Here is a 16628-nt window from a genome sequence, read left to right as displayed (position 1 = left end):
ACAGTAGTTTTTTTTCAAGGTCATATGTATTTGATTATCAATGTAATATACGAAAACAATGCCATAAAAACAACAATAAACCATTGATAATCAATTGAATAGAAGCTTAACTTAATGACATTGCGCTCGCGGTAGCAGGTGAATTTTATGATGTGATATTCAAATTTTAATAAAGTTCCTTAAATTTTATGGTTGACAAGGTGAACTACCAATTATGTATTGATATTAAATTGGTATTAATTTGATATCGTTTAGATGTTACTATCCTGCAGCTTTTTCATATTTTTTATTAACAATTTTTAATAAATATATTATAAGTATTTGTAATTTAGCTACTTAAGCATTAAATTTATGCGCTCAAAATAATTCGATGTGTTGTATTCAAAAAGGAACAAATAGTTTAAATTTGTACCATACAACAAATCACTTGAAACAGCAAACAGTTTTAATGTGGTTTAGATTCGTAAAAAAAAACGCCAATGCTGTGAACATTGACGCCTTTAAATAGGAGACTAAGCTTTGGACACTTAGTCAGATATACTACTATTATTCTTTTTAATGGTTTTGGAAGCCATCAAAATAATTAGAATAAATTTGTATAACCTTTTCCTTGACTAATAAAATGCACTTCAATTAGAAGTGCTTTTTTGTTGTAGTATAACTACTCCACAAATTTACTTTAATTCCTTCAATTATGAAAAGGAGAGTTATAAACATTGTTAGCAAGTTTTTAACAAATCTAAAAAACGCTTCTGCTAGTGCGAGCGTCCCGCTCGTACCGTTAATAATGAGAAATCTTCCTTCTCGTGGCATTTAAAAAATAACCCAATCCAAAAGAGCTTAAGCTATCAAAATAACACATAAAAAAAAGAACGAAGTTTAGCTTCGTTCTTTTTTACAAGATTCTATAATAAAAGTAGATTATTAAGGAATATTCTTTTCGTAAGTGAAAACAACATCGCTATCAATAATTAGGTCATTCACATCTTTAAAACGCAGGGTGGTGGTATATGAAAACTCGGTGTCGTCATCATTAAAATCCAATGCAATGGACTCAATACTACAACTGGCTACCAAGCTTAAAGTGCCACTGTTTAAAGCCCAGGTACCATTAATCTCTATTTCATTACAATCTGTGGCATTTTCACCTTGCTTTAAAGTGTAAGTTCGGTTAGTTCCAAAATTGTAAACCAAATCATTAAAACAGTCAGAGCTTTGTGCATAAATATCAGTAGAAGGGTTGTCTACATCGTCATCGGTTAAATCAACTTCTTCCTCTGCAACAATACTTTTCAATGTCCAATTTCCTGTAAAAGCGGTTTCGGTGGTGGTTAATTCACCTGTAAGCGCATTGGGGCAATCAGGACCATTATCATTGTCGCAACTCAAAGCTAAAACACCTACTAACATTAAACTTTTTACCAATAAAATTGTTTTTTTCATAATTCAAATATTTTTTTAATTCACTTTAAAGATGTTGATATGCTGAAATAGTTGCGTCAAAAAAATATAAAAATTACTGATTTAAGGTTTTTCTTTAAAAAATAGCGATAAGAATAAAGAAATAAACATGTAGCCTAAGACCTTAAAAAACACGTAAATACATTTAAAAATCCCTAAAAATTAGCTCAGATATTTGAAATAAATTCTATAACTTTGGAATACAGCCATAAAAAACTAGTATTATGAATGACCAACAGATAGAAATTATTCTAAAACCAACTTCAGATTTTTTTGACGAAAATGATTCTCGCTGGGCACAACAAAAAAACTTATTAGTTCGTGATTTACAGGGGAAAGCTACCAAAGTAGAAAAAAGAACAGAGCCAGTGGAGGGGAAGAAGGGTGGTCTTGAAACCTTGATCATCACTTTAGGGCCTGCAGTAATAACAGGGATAGTAGAGGTGGTTAAAGCGTGGTTGGCTAGAGATAGATCTACTAAAATTGAATTATCGGCAAACATTAATGGAAAACAAGTTTCATTTACTGCCGATGCTAAAGGCATAGATAAAAATACCCTGAAGGAGTTTCTTCAGAAAGCGGTAGAAAAAGCAACATGATATGAGTGTTACCTACAAAGCCATACTTGTGGGAAACAGTGAATTTCCCGAGGATCCGCATGAGTTGTTAAAACTTAATGGGCCTGAAAATGATGTTAAATTGCTAAAACAGGCACTTTGCAATCCAGACAAAGGGTTGTTTGAAGAAGATAATGTTACAACGCTTATAAACAAAACATCAGGAGAAATTCTATTGGCTTTAGATCAGTTTTTCGCTAACTTAACAAATAAAGATCAAGTACTGTTTTATTACAGTGGCCATGGGGTGCAAGATAGAATGAGTAGATTGTTTCTATGTGCCAAAAACTCAAAGAAAGACTCCCTGATTTCCACCACAGTGCCCGATTACACCCTTAATATTTTGTTTGAAAATTGCCAGTCCAATAAGCACATTATTATTCTCGATTGTTGCCATAGTGGAGGGTTTAAAGGAGGGGATTTACCGCAATCGTTACAGGGGGAAGGCAGGTTTGTACTTACCAGTTCTAGTTCGGTTGAGTTGTCCAGTGATACAGATGCACCAGACAGCCCAAGTCCGTTTACAAAGTACCTTTCCGAAGCGCTTTTAACGGATAGTATTGATGCGAATGATGATGGGTATGTAAGTATTAATGAAGTTTACGAATATATTTTCCCAAAAATCTATGAAGAATCAAAGCAACGGCCACAACGCAAATTTGGAGATACCTCTGGAGATCTGCCGCTTTGTAAACGAAAAATTTCACTTCCAATAAATCCAATTAAGAAAAAAGGTGAACATAGAACAATGAATTTGGGCGATGGTAATCCTAGATTGAATGTTTCTGAACAAAGAATTGACCTTCTTGGTGTTGAACGAGATGAAAAACTACTTGATGAAATTGTTGATGTGTTTAATGAAGGAAGTGGTGATTTAGATTGGACTGCAACCTGTAATTGTGATTGGATTGAAATTGAAAAACATGAAACCTATTTGAAACTAAAATTATCTCCAAAAGAGGGCATGAACCGTGGCAGTATTAGTGTGAAAGATAAAAATGGCGGCGGGTCTAAAACTATACGTGTAGTTGTTGAAAAATTAAAAAAACCAGCACCTAAACCGCCCATTCCCGAACCCAATAATCCATCCACACTTCCAAAACTTTTAGCAACCTTTCAAGATGTGAAAATGCGACATGTTAATCAAGCAAAAAGCATTGTAGATAACTCTGAACAATCTGGAGTACTTCAAGTTTTTTCAGACCGTATAGAATTTGCTGGTAATTTTAAAATCACCATAAAGGATATTGATTTATTGGATTACTATCCACAAGATATCAATCCGGGTTTCACGTTCAACTACATGGGTATTTCAGGTAATTATGATGGTGTTGAACAATTAATGTATTTCTATAATTTTAGTTGGTTTGGTGCTGGACAAACTTGGAAAATGGCAGAACAAATTCATGCCTTTATACAGAATAAGCAATTAAAAGTCACTAATAATTTTAAAACACACATCAACACGAGTCCACCAACCCAACAAGCACCACCTCCGCCTAAGCAAAATAGCATCTACATGCCTGGGTCTTGGAACATTTATATTTATCAATTTGGGCAGCAAATAGCTTATTTAAACCTCTATTTCAATGTTGGGGGCGCGTTAAGCGGCACACAGCAAAGCATAGATGGATTTTCACAAATTAGTGGTACCTGGGGGTATAATGCGTTCAATAACTTGTTAACCTACAGTGTGATGGTTACTCTTATGAATGGATCGGTGCCAGATCAGGGAAGTGTAAGCCTACACACGGAGCCAAACGGTAATATAACCGGTACAGATCTTCTTGGTAGACAGTGGGCACTACAAAAAATTGGAAATTGAGTGCTGTGTTATTAAGTTTCTTCGCTTCGAACATCAAATTTTTATATCGGTTTTTTCTTTAAACCGAAGTAAACTAAATGCAGCTTGCAACTGTTCCCAATTACAGGGAATGGCATATTTTAAGTATAAACATTGTTTTATAAGCGCTTTATCTTATCTTGTGTTCAGTTAATTTTGTATTCCAATGCCAGTTGAAGAAAATATTATTTCAGTATCTACACTCCAATTGCTATATGTTAATAGTCTTTCATCAAACCTAAATGGGAAATTAATAAACTTAGAAGGCTTATTGATTGGGCCATTATTGGCTTGTTATCCGTTGCCATTCTTTATTTTTTTTATAAAGTATAAAATTTTTAAATCTATCATTAACCCTTCGTTATGGTTAAATTCAAATTATGAAAAACAGCCTTATTGTAATTTTAGCAGCTTTTTTATGTTGCTGCAACCCTGGAAAAAAAGAAAAGCAAGAAACCGAAACTTTTGCACCTAATATTGAAATCAAAGTGGAAACAATTCCAAAAATCGATTTACAACAAGCCAACCGTTTAGCGCAATTGCCTTTAAATTGCATAAATGTTGAATATCCAAACAAGTTGTCTCAAACTTTAGGAGGTGATTCCGATTTAAAGTCGCCGCAAACATTACATCCAGCTTTTTATGGCTGTTATGATTGGCATTCGGCTGTTCATGGACACTGGAGCTTGGTGAGTTTATTGAAGCAGTTTCCAAATTTAGAGAACAGGAACGCTATAGAGCAGCGCTTGCTTAAAAACATTTCCAAAGAAAATATAGAAGTTGAGGTTGCCTATTTTTTAGGGGAGCATAACAAAACGTTTGAACGTACTTATGGTTGGGCATGGTTATTAAAGTTGTTTGAAGAACTTCATACTTGGGATACGCCTATTGCCAGAACTTTAGAAACCAATTTACAGCCTTTAGCCAACTTGATAGTTGATAAATACATCGAATTTTTACCAAAGTTAAATTATCCGCTTCGGGTGGGAACACATACCAACACAGCTTTTGGTTTATCTTTTGCATATGATTATGCGGAAACATTAAATAATGAACCACTTAAAAACGCCATTATGGAACGTGCTAAATTTTTCTTTTTAAAAGATGAAAACTGCCCGATGGGTTGGGAGCCTAGTGGAAGTGATTTTTTATCGCCTTGTTTGGAAGAAGCGGCGTTAATGAAACGATTATTGCCAAAGGAAGAGTTTAAACTTTGGTTAATCGAATTTTTACCACAACTAAAAAATAAAAGCTTTATATTGGAAACAGGAAAAGTTTCAGATAGAACCGATGGGCAATTGGTACATTTAGATGGTGTCAATTTTTCCCGTGCATGGAATTTAATTAAAATAGCTGAAGGACTTCCGGAGTACTATCATTTAAAAAATATGGCCTATGCCCATATAAATTACTCATTACCTAGTATTTTTGAAGATAGTTATGAAGGAGGCCACTGGTTAGGTAGTTTCGCTATTTATGCTTTAAATACCACTTCTAAATGACATAAAAACAAAATCTGTGCAAACCCAAAGTATTGATATAAATGTAGATGTAGGTGAAGGTATTGGCAACGAATCATTGTTATTGCCGTATGTATCATCGTGCAACATAGCTTGTGGCGGACATGCAGGTAACGCCACAACCATGCGAAAGGTGGTTAAATTAGCAAAAAACCACCGAGTAAAAATTGGTGCGCACCCTTCCTTCCCAGATTTTGAAAATTTTGGCAGAAAACCCATGGAAATGCCTTGTGTGGCGTTATATACTTCCTTGAAAGAACAGATAAGTGATTTAATGGCCGTTATCCAGGAAGAAAACACCATTTTGCATCATGTAAAACCCCATGGTGCCTTATATAACATGGCGATTACAGATGTTAGGATTGCTACAACTATTGTTGAAGTTATGAAGAGTATCGCACTTCCAGTAAAACTTTATGTGCCTTATAATTCAGTTATTGAAACCTTAGCACTTCAAAATAATATCCCCATTACTTACGAAGTGTTTGCTGATAGAAATTATAATGACGACTTAACCTTGGTATCCCGTACCGAAAAAAATGCATTAATTCATGATGCCGATGCCATGTTTGAACATGTATTTTACATGATTAATAACCGAAAAGTAAGAACGATTACAGGGGCAGAAGTTGAAATAAAAGCAGAAACATATTGTGTGCATGGTGATAATCTTCAAGCAGCTGTATTGCTTAAAAAACTATATGAGAATTTAGGAGCCAAAGCCATTAAAATAATCTAGTTTTATGGCTTTTAAACTTACATATAAGCCGTTAGGTGAACGTTCAATTTTGGTAGAATGGCCAGCGATAATTGATAATGAAATCCTGAACGATATTATTCAATTTAAGAAGGTTATTGAAAGAAATAAGATTAAATCTATTATTGAATTAAAATCTGCATACAACTCGTTATTAATAACTTATAATTTCATTTGTAGGAATTTTGAAAATGAAGTCCTTTTGCTTGAGAATTTATATAAATTGGTGGAACCAGATAGTGACAGGGTGTCAGTTTTATGGAAAATCCCAGTGTGTTATGATGCTATGTTTGGGGTTGATTTGGAAGCGATTTCCAAAGAAAAAAAACTCTCAAAAGAAAGCATTATTAAGCGACATTCCAAGGCAATTTATACGGTTTATTTTATAGGTTTTTTACCTGGGTTTTTATATTTGGGCGGTTTAGATGAGTCGCTTCATGTGCCAAGAAAATCTACTCCCCGTTTACAAATAGAAAAAGGCGCGGTGGCTATTGGCGGTAATCAAACAGGTGTATACCCATCGGCGAGTCCGGGCGGATGGAATATTATTGGAAATTCGCCTATTGAATTTTTTAATCCCAAAGCAGAAATTCCTTGTTTTGCTAAAGCAGGCGACTGTATCGTTTTTCAGCCCATTACGTTAAGTGAATATGAAAATATTAAGGGATTGGTAGATGCAGGTGTTTATCAGTTAGAAAGTGAGGGAATTCATGGTTAAGGTATTGGCTCCAGGGTTTTATTCTACCATTCAAGATTTAGGACGAATAGGATTTCAGCAATATGGTGTTCCGTATTCTGGCGCTATGGACATGTATTCTGCAACTTTGGCAAACCTTATTTTGGCTAATGAGGCGAATGATGCGGTTATTGAAATGACCATGACGGGGGCGAAGCTTCAATTTCATTGTGATACTTGTATTTGTGTAGCTGGAGCAGACATGTCGCCCAAGCTAAATGAGGTTTCTATTCAGCTTCATAAAAGCGTGAAAGTAACAGTGGGCGATGTGCTTTCTTTTGGAAAACTAAATAAAGGTTTTCGGACTTATTTGGCTGTTTCGGGTGGTTTTAAAACTGAAGAAATTATGGGAAGTAGAAGTATGTATAAAGGTGTTACAGATGTGTTTCAATTAATTAAAAATGATGAATTAAAAATAATTTCAAATTACTCATTTTCAAATGATAATAACTCCTTGGTTAAAGTGGATATTAAACATTTTAAAACCAATGATATTGAAGTTTTTAAGGGTCCGGAATTTGATTTGCTATCGGCTAATCAACAAAAATTTCTGCTTCAAAATGAATTCACTATTTCCAAAGAAAATAACCGAATGGCGTATCAACTTTCAGAACCCTTGGAAAATAATTTGGAGCCTATCATTACATCGGCGGTGCTTCCTGGAACGGTTCAATTAACACCTTCAGGAAAGCTCATAGTTTTAATGCGCGATTGCCAAACCACGGGCGGTTACCCTAGGGTGCTTCAGCTTAAAGAATCGGCTATTAATGTATTGGCGCAAAAGTTTACAGGTAAAACAATACGTTTTAAACTTAATTCTAAATATTAGTTTAAGTATCTATTTATATTTACGACAGACTAATAAAATTTCATCATGCTTAAAAAATATATATTGTTATTTGTGCTTACCACCATCTCTGTGTTTAGTTGTGAAAAAGAACTTAAAGATGCCAATGCCATTGTTGCTAAGTCTATTGAAGTTTCAGGTGGCAATTTGGTTAAAAATTCTAACATTGAATTTGATTTTAGGGACAAACATTATTTTGCAAAGCGATATAGTAAGGGTTTTGTATTACCTAGGGTTTCTGATTCTATAACTGATTTATTAACTAACAAGAGGTTTGAGCGTGTTATAATCGATCGTGTTGTTAAGGTTCCTGATAGTATGGTTTCTAGATATTCGGCCTCTGTAAATTCAGTACATTATTTTTCTGTATTGCCATACGGATTGGATGGAAGCGCTGTAAATAAAGCGTATATGGGAATTTCAAAATTGGCAGGAAAAGAGTATTACAAAATTAAAGTGACATTTAACGAAGAAGGTGGTGGAGAAGATTTTGATGATATTTTTATCTACTGGATACATGTAGAAACATTTAAAGTTGATTATTTAGCCTATTCTTATAACGAGGATGATGGTTTGGGTTTGCGCTTTCGGGAGGCTTACAATGAGCGTTATATTAAAGGGATACGGTTTGTAGATTACAATAATTACAAACCCATAAACGACAATGTTTTGTTAGAAAGCCTTGATGATTTATTTGAAACTGGAGGCTTAAGCTTGCTTTCCAAAATTGAGCTTAAAAATATAATCGTTAATTAGAAGCTGTTTGTAAAGCGTAAATGGGAAGTTTTCTTATTAAGCTAACTCTAAGGCTACCTCAATCATGCCTTTAAAGGTGGTTTCCCGTTCTTTTGAGGTGGTGCGTTCTCCAGTTACCAAAGAATCCGAAATCGTTAAAATAGACAGTGCATTTACATTATGTTTAGCTGCTACCGTATATAAGCCAGCTGTTTCCATTTCTACACATAACACCCCGAATTTCGACCATTTTTTGTATGATTCAAAATCATCAGCATAAAACTCATCCGATGTAAATACGTTTCCAGCTTTAATATGGATATCTTTAGATTTTGCAGCTTCTACCGCTTTTTGAAATAATTCAAAATTGGCCGTAGGAGCGTAATCGGCGCCACCAAAACGCAGTTCGTTAACACCGGAATTTGAAGATGCTGCCATGGCTAAAACAATATCCCTAATTTTTATATGGGCTTGGTAGGAACCTGCGCTGCCTACACGAATTAAATTTTTTACTCCATATTCGGTAATCAATTCATGTGCATAAATGGATATGGAAGGCACGCCCATGCCAGTTCCCATAACAGAAACTTTTTGGTTATTGTAGGTGCCTGTGTATCCCAACATGCCTCTAATTTTATTGAAACACACAGGGTTTTCAAAAAATGTTTCGGCAATCCATTTGGCTCGTAATGGGTCTCCTGGTAATAAGATTGTTTCTGCTATGTCTCCTTTTTTTGCTTCTATGTGTACGCTCATTGGTTAGATGTTTAGAAAGTTAGATTTTTAGACGGTTAAAAATAGTTATTCAATAACTCTCTGTTGAAGGTTGGCCTGTAATTATAGCTATTCCAGAAGAAGTGCCTAAGCGTTCAACACCTAAATTAATATACTGCATAGCCGTTCCGTAGTCCTTTATGCCTCCGGAAGCTTTAATTTTTGCTTTTCCATCAGCAACATGTTTCATTAGCTTTACGTCATGTATGGTAGCGCCTCTGGTTCCAAATCCCGTAGAGGTTTTTATAAAATCGGCCCCGCTTTGTATAGCTAATTCACTGGCTTTAATTATTTCGGGTTCATCAAGGTAGCAGGTTTCTAAAATGACTTTTAAAATGTTGTTTGGTATGCATTTTTTTACAGCTTCAATATCTTTCCAAACGGCAGCAAAATCTTTACTTTTTAGTAAGCCTATGTTTAAAACCATATCAATTTCATCGGCACCATCAAATAATGCTTGCTTGGTTTCAAATATTTTAGCTTCGGTACTCATCGCGCCTAGCGGAAACCCAATAACGCAGCAAACCTTAACGCCGCTATTTTTTAGCTGTTCCTTAGCCAATGCTGCGTAGCAAGAATTGATGCAAACAGCATGAAATTGATGCTCTTTTGCTTCTTTGCAAAGTTGGATAATATCGTTTTTTGTAGCAGTAGCTTTTAAAAGGGTATGGTCTATATAGCTACTCAATGGTGCCATGATGTAGTTTAAATTTAAAGAATAGTTAATACAAGTATTACAAATGTATTAACTATTCTTTGAAATTATCTCTGACAATTAAACAAATAAGCAATTTTATTGTTTTTAATATTTATGTTAAAATGATTCCATTCTAAGCTTACTTAGAATATGAATATAAAACTAATTTGGTAATTACCTATTGTAATATTGGATTTCTAAACTATTTTGTATTTGATTAGCTTCTAGGTACTTTTTGTAAACCTTGGCATTTCTGTTTTGGATACTGTTGCTTACTGGGTTTATGTTTTTTGAAGTTCCAATTCTGTCGGCACCAGCTTCTAGGTATTTTAGTGCGGTTTCAAAGTCTTCAATACCACCAGAAACCATTATTTGAGCTTGATCTTTTATGGTTTTTTTAATGATTTTTGTGGCGGTTAAAGTGGCGCCGCTTTTTGAAAATCCACTAGAGGTTTTGATAACGTCAACTTTAGCATCCAAACAAATAGAACAAGCTTTGATTATTTCGTTTTTGCTTAATTCGGAAATTTCTAGTATCACCTTTAAAGGTGTGTCTTTGATGCCTAATTTCACATCGATGATATCTTTTAATACCAATACGAAATTTCTGCTCTTAAGAAATCCTAAGTTCATTACCATTTCAATTTCATCAGCCCCATCTTCAAGGGCTTTTTTGGCTTCATAAACCTTAGCGGCAGTAGATGTGGCTCCTAAAGGGAACCCGATAACCGAAGCTATTTTGATACCTGTGTTTTCTAATAGTTGTTTTGCTAATGCTACATAAGCAGTGTTGATACAAACGGCATAAAAACCGTTTAGTTTAGCTTCATTACATAGGTTTATAACGTCGCGTTCTGATGTTGTTGCTTTTAATAGTGTGTAATCAATAAATTTGGATATGTCCATTGTTATAAGTAGGTTTTTTTGGGTTTAATTCTTGTATAATAACAGAATTTGGTTGAATTATTGTAATGCTTTGGGAACATACAATGGTGCTAAATTAGGTAATTTCATCTATATTAATTGACCGTTCATCGATTTTAAAACAACTTTTGTTAACTTACTTATTAACTTATTTAGAATCAAAATATTATAAAATCGTTAAATGGAAGCCGGTTGTTAGGGAGGAAAAATAAAAGCAACAATCATCTCAAATTGAGAATCATGTTGCTTATCCTAACCAACCAACTATTAGACTGTTTCTGTGTTGCTTTGTTACAGTATTTATATGTTTTCAGTCACTAAATCACTTTGGTTTCTAAAAACTAATTTATCATCAAAGGCATCTAAAAGTATAATGCTATCTGTTGTTACCTTACCTGCTAAAATTTCTTTGCTCAAGGCATTTAAGACGTCTTTCTGAATAACGCGTTTTACAGGTCGCGCGCCATATTCGGGGTTGTATCCCTTATCGGCTAAATAAGCTACCGCTTCTTCTGTGGCATCAAATGTAATGCCTTGTTGTGCTATCATTTTTGTGATGCCTTTAAGTTGTAATTTAACAATGGCTATAATATTCTTTTTGCTTAAAGGCGTGAACATGATTGTGTCGTCTATACGGTTTAAAAACTCTGGTCGAACACTTTGTTTTAAAAGACCCAAAACTTCTATTTTGGCTGCTTCAATAGCCGAATCTATGTCTTTAGTAGCTTCAAAACGTTCTTGTATAATCTGGCTTCCTAAGTTGGAAGTCATGATGATGATGGTGTTTTTAAAATCGGCCACACGTCCTTTGTTGTCTGTTAAATGTCCCTCGTCCAATACTTGTAATAAGATATTGAAAGTATCAGGATGTGCTTTTTCAATTTCATCCAACAGCACTACAGAATACGGTTTTCTACGTACAGCTTCGGTTAATTGTCCGCCTTCATCATAACCTATATATCCAGGAGGCGCACCAACCAATCTACTTACGGCATGGCGTTCTTGGTATTCGCTCATGTCAATACGGGTCATGGCGTTTTCATCATCAAACAAATATTCAGCTAAAGCTTTGGCCAATTCGGTTTTACCAACCCCGGTGGTTCCTAAAAACAGGAAGGTTCCAATGGGTTTTTTAGGGTTTTGCAACCCTGCACGACTTCTGCGAACCGCATCACTTACTGCTTCAATAGCCTCTTCTTGTCCTACCACGCGTTTGTGTAATTCATCTTCTAATTTCAATAACTTTTCACGTTCGCTTTGAAGCATTTTCGTAACAGGAATTCCGGTCCATTTTGCCACTACTTCAGCAATATCATCATAGGTAACCTCTTCTTTAATTAAAGAGTTTTCAGATTGCTCTTTAAGTTGCTTTTGGAAGGTTTCCAATTCTGCTTGGGCTTCTTTTATTTTTCCATAGCGCAATTCGGCAACTTTGCCGTAATCGCCATCACGTTCGGCTTTTTCAGCTTCTAGTTTGAAATTTTCAATAGCCTGTTTGGTATTTTGAATGTTTTCCACCACTTCTTTTTCGCTTTTCCATTTGGCGTTTATTTCATTGCGTTGCTCTTTGATGTTCGCCAAATCGGAACGAAGCGTTTTCAGCTTGTTTTCATCTTTCTCACGTTTAATGGCTTCTATTTCGATTTCCAATTGCATTATTTTTCTATCTAAAACATCCAATTCTTCGGGCTTGGAGTTGATTTCCATGCGCAATTTTGAAGCAGCTTCATCCATTAAATCGATAGCCTTGTCTGGTAAAAAACGGTTTGTTATGTAGCGTTGCGATAATTCTACAGCACCAATAATAGCTTCATCTTTAATGCGCACTTTATGGTGTGTTTCATATTTTTCCTTAATACCGCGTAAAATGGAAATGGCACTTTCAGTATCGGGCTCATCTACCATTACTTTTTGGAAACGACGCTCTAATGCTTTGTCTTTTTCAAAATATTTTTGGTACTCATCCAAAGTGGTTGCTCCAATAGCACGTAGTTCGCCTCTTGCCAATGCGGGTTTTAGGATATTAGCAGCATCCATAGCGCCTTGTCCGCCACCAGCACCAACCAGGGTATGTATTTCGTCAATAAAAAGTACAATGTCGCCTTCGCTGGTTGTTACTTCTTTAATAACGGCTTTCAAACGCTCTTCAAACTCACCTTTGTATTTGGCGCCTGCAATTAAGGCACCCATATCTAAAGCGAAAATTTGCTTTTCTTTTAAGTTTTCAGGGATGTCGCCATCAATAATTCTATGTGCTAAACCTTCTGCAATAGCCGTTTTACCTGTTCCGGGTTCACCGACTAAAATGGGATTGTTTTTGGTTCTACGCGATAAAATTTGAAGGATGCGTCTAATTTCTTCATCACGTCCAATGACCGGGTCTAACTTACCGTCTTTGGCAAGTTGGTTCAGGTTTTTTGCATATTTGTTTAACGAATTATAGGTTTCTTCTTGACTTTGGGAAGTTACATTTTCGCCTTTTCGTAATTCATTGATGCTTGCTGTAAGTGCTTTTTCGGTAACACCTTGGTCTTTTAGCATCTGCGCTATTTTGCTGTTCGATTTAAAAATAGCAATGATTAAATGTTCTATTGAAACATAATCATCCTTCATTTTTTTAGCAATAATAGCAGCTTCGTTAAGTGTTTTTCCTGCTTCACGAGACAGCATCAACTCACTACCAATAACTTTGGAAAAACTTTCAATTTGTTTGTCTAAAGCCTGTTCTAGTATGTTGATGTTTACATTCAATTTTTTTAAAATGAATGGCAGTACGTTTTCATCAACTTCAAAAATACCTTTAAAAAGGTGTTCGTTTTCAATTTGCTGATGCCCGAAACCTTGAGCAATTTGTTGTGCTTGCTGTATGGCTTCTTGCGATTTAATTGTATAATTATTTAAGTTCATATCTATGTTTTTTATGTATTCCAAAGAGGAATCTATTTTTTATTGTTTTACTTTTACAACTTGTATAAGTCAATAATCTTACCAGTGAGATTCTAAAGACAAAATGTCGGTTAAATACTGATTTTTAATGACTTTTAGTCAGTTTGTAAGATTTAAAAATGATTTCGACTTATTTATTTTAAGATACAATTTATGGGATTATTTAACAAATTATTTAGCAGTTCTTCTGATTCAAAGGAAACTAAAACATTGCCCTGGATTCCATTAACCAAAATGGAGCAATTACAGGAAATAGAAACCAAATCCAATACTAAAACACAGGTTATTTTTAAACATTCTACCCGTTGTGGCATCAGCCGTATGGTGTTGAAACAGTTTGAGGCAGATTTTTATCTTACCGAAAACCATTTGGACATCTATTTTCTAGATTTGTTGAATTACCGTGAGATTTCCAATGAAATTGCAAATAAATTTCAAGTCATGCACGAATCGCCACAGTTGTTGGTCGTAAAAAATGGGGAAACGGTAGCTTACGAAAGCCATGGCGGAATTAATAGTCTGGATTTAAGTAATTATATTTAAATTCTAAAGTAAGATGTCCGAGTATTTATTTGTGTACGGTACCTTATTAAAAGACTTTGAAAGCTATATGTCGAAGTTTTTAGAACGAAATTCAGAGTTTGTTGGTTCTGGTTACTTTCAAGGGAATCTTTATGAAATTTCGTGGTATCCGGGTGCTGTTTTAAGCGATCAACCAAATGATAAAGTGTATGGGCACATTTTCAAAATCATCAATCCAGAAAAAACCTTTCAAGTGTTGGATGATTATGAAGGTATTGGCGATACCGGCGAACATGCAAACGAATACACACGAACCCTTATTGATGCCTATTTAAACGAAACCGAACCTATTAAAACCTACGTGTATATTTATAATTTGCCAACGGCACATTTAAAGCACATTTCCTCTGGTAAGTATGTTTAATTTTGGTTATTCATTTTTTCATCCATTAGAAAATACGTTCGGTATTCCGTTGCCCGAAACATTTACTTTTCCGTTTTATTACGAGCCACATCCGTTAAGTGTATTAGCGGCAAAACAGCTTCAAACCTATTTAGAAACACAAACCGATTTCATACATAATTTCGGATTGAACCCTGACCAAACAGGTTTGGTAATAGGAAAAATGTTTGGCGTTATGGTAGTGAAAACTGCTAAAGAACAATTGGGCTATTTAGCAGCCTTTTCGGGAAAATTGGCCGATAGTAACGATGTAAAAGGTTTTGTGCCTACCGTTTATAACACGTTAAATGAAGCAGGTTTTTACAAAAAAGGGGAGACGAAATTGAACAGCATCAATACAGAGATTGAACGGTTGGAAAATGCGCCAGACTATCTAAAGGCTAAAGCAGATGTTGAAAATAGTAATATCGCTTTCGTGGAAGCATTAAGCATTCTTAAAGCCGAAGTTAAAGCAGCAAAGCAACATAGAAACCAGCAACGGGAAAGTGCAAAACTGAATATGTCCGCTGAAGCTTATTCGGAGTTTATTGAAACTTTAAACAAGCAAAGTATCGGGTATCAATTGCGATTGAAGCATTTAAAACAAGAAGGCGAAACCCAAATTAATAAGCTGGAAACCGTTTTAAGTGGTTTTAATGAAACCATACAAACTTTAAAAACACAACGTGCTACTTTATCGGCGTCGTTGCAACAACGTATTCACCAACAGTACCAATTTTTAAATGCCGAAGGTGATACAAAAGATTTACTCGATATTTTTAAAGATACCACATCTCCCATTCCGCCTGCGGGTTCGGGGGAATGCGCTGCACCCAAACTGTTTCAGTATGCCTACGAGAACCATTTGAAGCCCGTTTGTATGGCAGAATTTTGGTGGGGTGCTTCTCCAAAATCTGAAGTGCGGAAACACCAACAGTTTTACCCTTCATGTAGAAGCAAGTGTGAACCTATTTTGGGGCATATGATGCAGGGTTTGTTGGTTGATGCCAACCCCATTGAATCCCAAATTGTTTTTAACCAAGAATTAGAGATTGTATACGAAGACGCGCATTTGCTATTGGTAAACAAGCCCCACGAATTTCTATCGGTGCCGGGGAAAAGCATCAACGAATCGGTGTTGAGTAGAATGAAAGCATACTTGCCCAATGCTACCGGCCCTTTGTTATTGCATCGGTTGGACATGTCTACGTCGGGCTTATTGTTGGTGGCGAAGAGTAATAGGGTTTACAAAAACTTGCAAAAGCAGTTTATAGAGCGCAGCGTGAAAAAGCGGTATGTAGCGTTGTTAGATGGCATATTGCCCAACACCAAAGGCATTATAAACCTACCATTGCGCGTTGATTTAGATAACCGCCCACAGCAATTGGTATGCGATACCCACGGGAAACCAGCTACCACCACCTACGAGGTTATTTCTACTGAAAACGGACAAACCCGTGTATATTTTTACCCCATTACGGGGCGTACCCACCAACTACGTGTACATGCAGCCCACAGCGAAGGACTAAAAACCCCTATTGTGGGTGATGATTTATATGGCACCAAAGCCAACCGACTCCACTTACACGCCGAACGTATTACCTTTACGCATCCTATTACTAAAGAGCTGCTTACCGTTGGGTGTGAGGTGCCTTTTTAGATTTGATTAAATAAAAAAAAACTCTAAATAATTTTAAAGGTTTTTTAGGTTTCTGTCAGGTCGAACGCAGTCGAGACCTAATACTTTGTTAGTACCTAAAAGTTCTCGACTGCGCTCGAACGGACAAAAAATAATATTTGTTGTTGC

Annotated in this window: 15 protein-coding genes; 10 read left to right on the top strand and 5 right to left on the bottom strand. The window is 35.5% G+C overall.

The features are described 5' to 3' along the window. Nucleotides 1-924: 924 nt before the first annotated feature. The gene (locus J8H85_RS10280) at nucleotides 925-1443 is read right to left on the bottom strand and encodes a DUF5004 domain-containing protein (RefSeq protein WP_209655113.1); all 519 of its coding nucleotides are present in this window, start codon (nucleotides 1441-1443) and stop codon (nucleotides 925-927) included. 242 nt (nucleotides 1444-1685) lie between these two features. Here J8H85_RS10280 and J8H85_RS10275 point away from each other — a divergent pair, with 242 nt between their 5' ends. The 7 genes from J8H85_RS10275 (at nucleotide 1686) to J8H85_RS10245 (ending at nucleotide 8537) form a co-directional block, all read left to right on the top strand. Next, nucleotides 1686-2060, top strand: a complete 375-nt coding sequence (locus J8H85_RS10275) for an effector-associated constant component EACC1 (protein WP_209655112.1) — start codon at nucleotides 1686-1688, stop codon at nucleotides 2058-2060. Between the two features lies 1 nt (nucleotide 2061). Then, nucleotides 2062-3903 carry a caspase family protein gene (locus J8H85_RS10270; RefSeq protein ID WP_209655111.1) on the top strand — a complete coding sequence of 614 codons (1842 nt, stop codon included), beginning with the start codon at nucleotides 2062-2064 and terminating at the stop codon, nucleotides 3901-3903. Nucleotides 3904-4301: 398 nt separating this feature from the next. Then, nucleotides 4302-5423, top strand: a complete 1122-nt coding sequence (locus J8H85_RS10265) for a DUF2891 domain-containing protein (protein WP_209655110.1) — start codon at nucleotides 4302-4304, stop codon at nucleotides 5421-5423. A gap of 16 nt (nucleotides 5424-5439) precedes the next feature. After that, nucleotides 5440-6180, top strand: a complete 741-nt coding sequence (gene pxpA, locus J8H85_RS10260; protein ID WP_209655109.1) for a 5-oxoprolinase subunit PxpA — start codon at nucleotides 5440-5442, stop codon at nucleotides 6178-6180. 4 nt (nucleotides 6181-6184) lie between these two features. Then, complete coding sequence (gene pxpB / locus J8H85_RS10255; RefSeq protein ID WP_209655108.1) at nucleotides 6185-6916, top strand: 5-oxoprolinase subunit PxpB; 732 nt, start codon at nucleotides 6185-6187, stop codon at nucleotides 6914-6916. After that, nucleotides 6909-7763: a 5-oxoprolinase subunit C family protein gene (locus J8H85_RS10250; RefSeq protein ID WP_209655107.1), complete on the top strand. Its 855-nt coding sequence runs from the start codon at nucleotides 6909-6911 to the stop codon at nucleotides 7761-7763. The genes pxpB and J8H85_RS10250 overlap by 8 nt, the downstream gene beginning before the upstream one ends. A gap of 45 nt (nucleotides 7764-7808) precedes the next feature. Beyond that, entirely contained in the window at nucleotides 7809-8537 is a 729-nt protein-coding gene (locus tag J8H85_RS10245) for a DUF6503 family protein (RefSeq protein WP_209655106.1), read from the top strand. Nucleotides 8538-8573: 36 nt separating this feature from the next. Here J8H85_RS10245 and deoD read toward each other — a convergent pair whose 3' ends face one another. The 4 genes from deoD to clpB all read right to left on the bottom strand — a co-directional run bounded on the left by deoD (nucleotide 8574) and on the right by clpB (nucleotide 13818). Continuing rightward, a complete protein-coding gene (gene deoD / locus J8H85_RS10240; protein WP_209655105.1) occupies nucleotides 8574-9272 on the bottom strand; it encodes a purine-nucleoside phosphorylase in 699 nt (232 codons plus the stop codon). A gap of 49 nt (nucleotides 9273-9321) precedes the next feature. Further along, entirely contained in the window at nucleotides 9322-9987 is a 666-nt protein-coding gene (gene deoC, locus J8H85_RS10235) for a deoxyribose-phosphate aldolase (protein WP_209655104.1), read from the bottom strand. Between the two features lie 174 nt (nucleotides 9988-10161). Beyond that, nucleotides 10162-10893: a deoxyribose-phosphate aldolase gene (deoC, locus tag J8H85_RS10230; RefSeq protein WP_209655103.1), complete on the bottom strand. Its 732-nt coding sequence runs from the start codon at nucleotides 10891-10893 to the stop codon at nucleotides 10162-10164. 318 nt (nucleotides 10894-11211) lie between these two features. After that, nucleotides 11212-13818 carry an ATP-dependent chaperone ClpB gene (clpB, locus tag J8H85_RS10225; protein WP_209655102.1) on the bottom strand — a complete coding sequence of 869 codons (2607 nt, stop codon included), beginning with the start codon at nucleotides 13816-13818 and terminating at the stop codon, nucleotides 11212-11214. 192 nt (nucleotides 13819-14010) lie between these two features. On the opposite strand from clpB, the gene ytxJ reads away from it, so the two are divergent. Genes ytxJ through J8H85_RS10210 form a run of 3 tightly spaced genes read left to right on the top strand, consistent with a single transcriptional unit; the run spans nucleotide 14011 to nucleotide 16481 of the window. Then, nucleotides 14011-14400 carry a bacillithiol system redox-active protein YtxJ gene (gene ytxJ / locus J8H85_RS10220; protein WP_209655101.1) on the top strand — a complete coding sequence of 130 codons (390 nt, stop codon included), beginning with the start codon at nucleotides 14011-14013 and terminating at the stop codon, nucleotides 14398-14400. Between the two features lie 13 nt (nucleotides 14401-14413). Further along, complete coding sequence (locus tag J8H85_RS10215; protein ID WP_209655100.1) at nucleotides 14414-14803, top strand: gamma-glutamylcyclotransferase family protein; 390 nt, start codon at nucleotides 14414-14416, stop codon at nucleotides 14801-14803. Continuing rightward, nucleotides 14796-16481, top strand: coding sequence for an RluA family pseudouridine synthase (locus J8H85_RS10210; protein ID WP_209655099.1), 1686 nt, complete (start codon nucleotides 14796-14798; stop codon nucleotides 16479-16481). Before J8H85_RS10215 ends, J8H85_RS10210 begins: the two co-directional genes overlap by 8 nt. Nucleotides 16482-16628: the final 147 nt, after the last annotated feature.

Origin of the sequence: Mariniflexile gromovii, assembly GCF_017814435.1 — a bacterium.
GTDB lineage: Bacteria > Bacteroidota > Bacteroidia > Flavobacteriales > Flavobacteriaceae > Mariniflexile > Mariniflexile gromovii.
This window is presented reverse-complemented; position numbering and strand designations above follow the sequence as displayed.

What these genes read in the sequence shown, in the direction of transcription:
- J8H85_RS10250 (WP_209655107.1), top strand. Translation starts at nt 6,909, where the DNA reads ATGGTTAAGGTATTGGCTCCAGGGTTTTATTCTACCATTCAAGATTTA.
- J8H85_RS10270 (WP_209655111.1), top strand. Translation starts at nt 2,062, where the DNA reads ATGAGTGTTACCTACAAAGCCATACTTGTGGGAAACAGTGAATTTCCC.
- ytxJ (WP_209655101.1), top strand. Translation starts at nt 14,011, where the DNA reads ATGGGATTATTTAACAAATTATTTAGCAGTTCTTCTGATTCAAAGGAA.
- deoC (WP_209655103.1), bottom strand. Translation starts at nt 10,893, where the DNA reads ATGGACATATCCAAATTTATTGATTACACACTATTAAAAGCAACAACA.
- J8H85_RS10265 (WP_209655110.1), top strand. Translation starts at nt 4,302, where the DNA reads ATGAAAAACAGCCTTATTGTAATTTTAGCAGCTTTTTTATGTTGCTGC.
- clpB (WP_209655102.1), bottom strand. Translation starts at nt 13,818, where the DNA reads ATGAACTTAAATAATTATACAATTAAATCGCAAGAAGCCATACAGCAA.
- J8H85_RS10280 (WP_209655113.1), bottom strand. Translation starts at nt 1,443, where the DNA reads ATGAAAAAAACAATTTTATTGGTAAAAAGTTTAATGTTAGTAGGTGTT.
- deoD (WP_209655105.1), bottom strand. Translation starts at nt 9,272, where the DNA reads ATGAGCGTACACATAGAAGCAAAAAAAGGAGACATAGCAGAAACAATC.
- J8H85_RS10210 (WP_209655099.1), top strand. Translation starts at nt 14,796, where the DNA reads ATGTTTAATTTTGGTTATTCATTTTTTCATCCATTAGAAAATACGTTC.
- deoC (WP_209655104.1), bottom strand. Translation starts at nt 9,987, where the DNA reads ATGGCACCATTGAGTAGCTATATAGACCATACCCTTTTAAAAGCTACT.
- pxpB (WP_209655108.1), top strand. Translation starts at nt 6,185, where the DNA reads ATGGCTTTTAAACTTACATATAAGCCGTTAGGTGAACGTTCAATTTTG.
- J8H85_RS10245 (WP_209655106.1), top strand. Translation starts at nt 7,809, where the DNA reads ATGCTTAAAAAATATATATTGTTATTTGTGCTTACCACCATCTCTGTG.
- J8H85_RS10275 (WP_209655112.1), top strand. Translation starts at nt 1,686, where the DNA reads ATGAATGACCAACAGATAGAAATTATTCTAAAACCAACTTCAGATTTT.
- J8H85_RS10215 (WP_209655100.1), top strand. Translation starts at nt 14,414, where the DNA reads ATGTCCGAGTATTTATTTGTGTACGGTACCTTATTAAAAGACTTTGAA.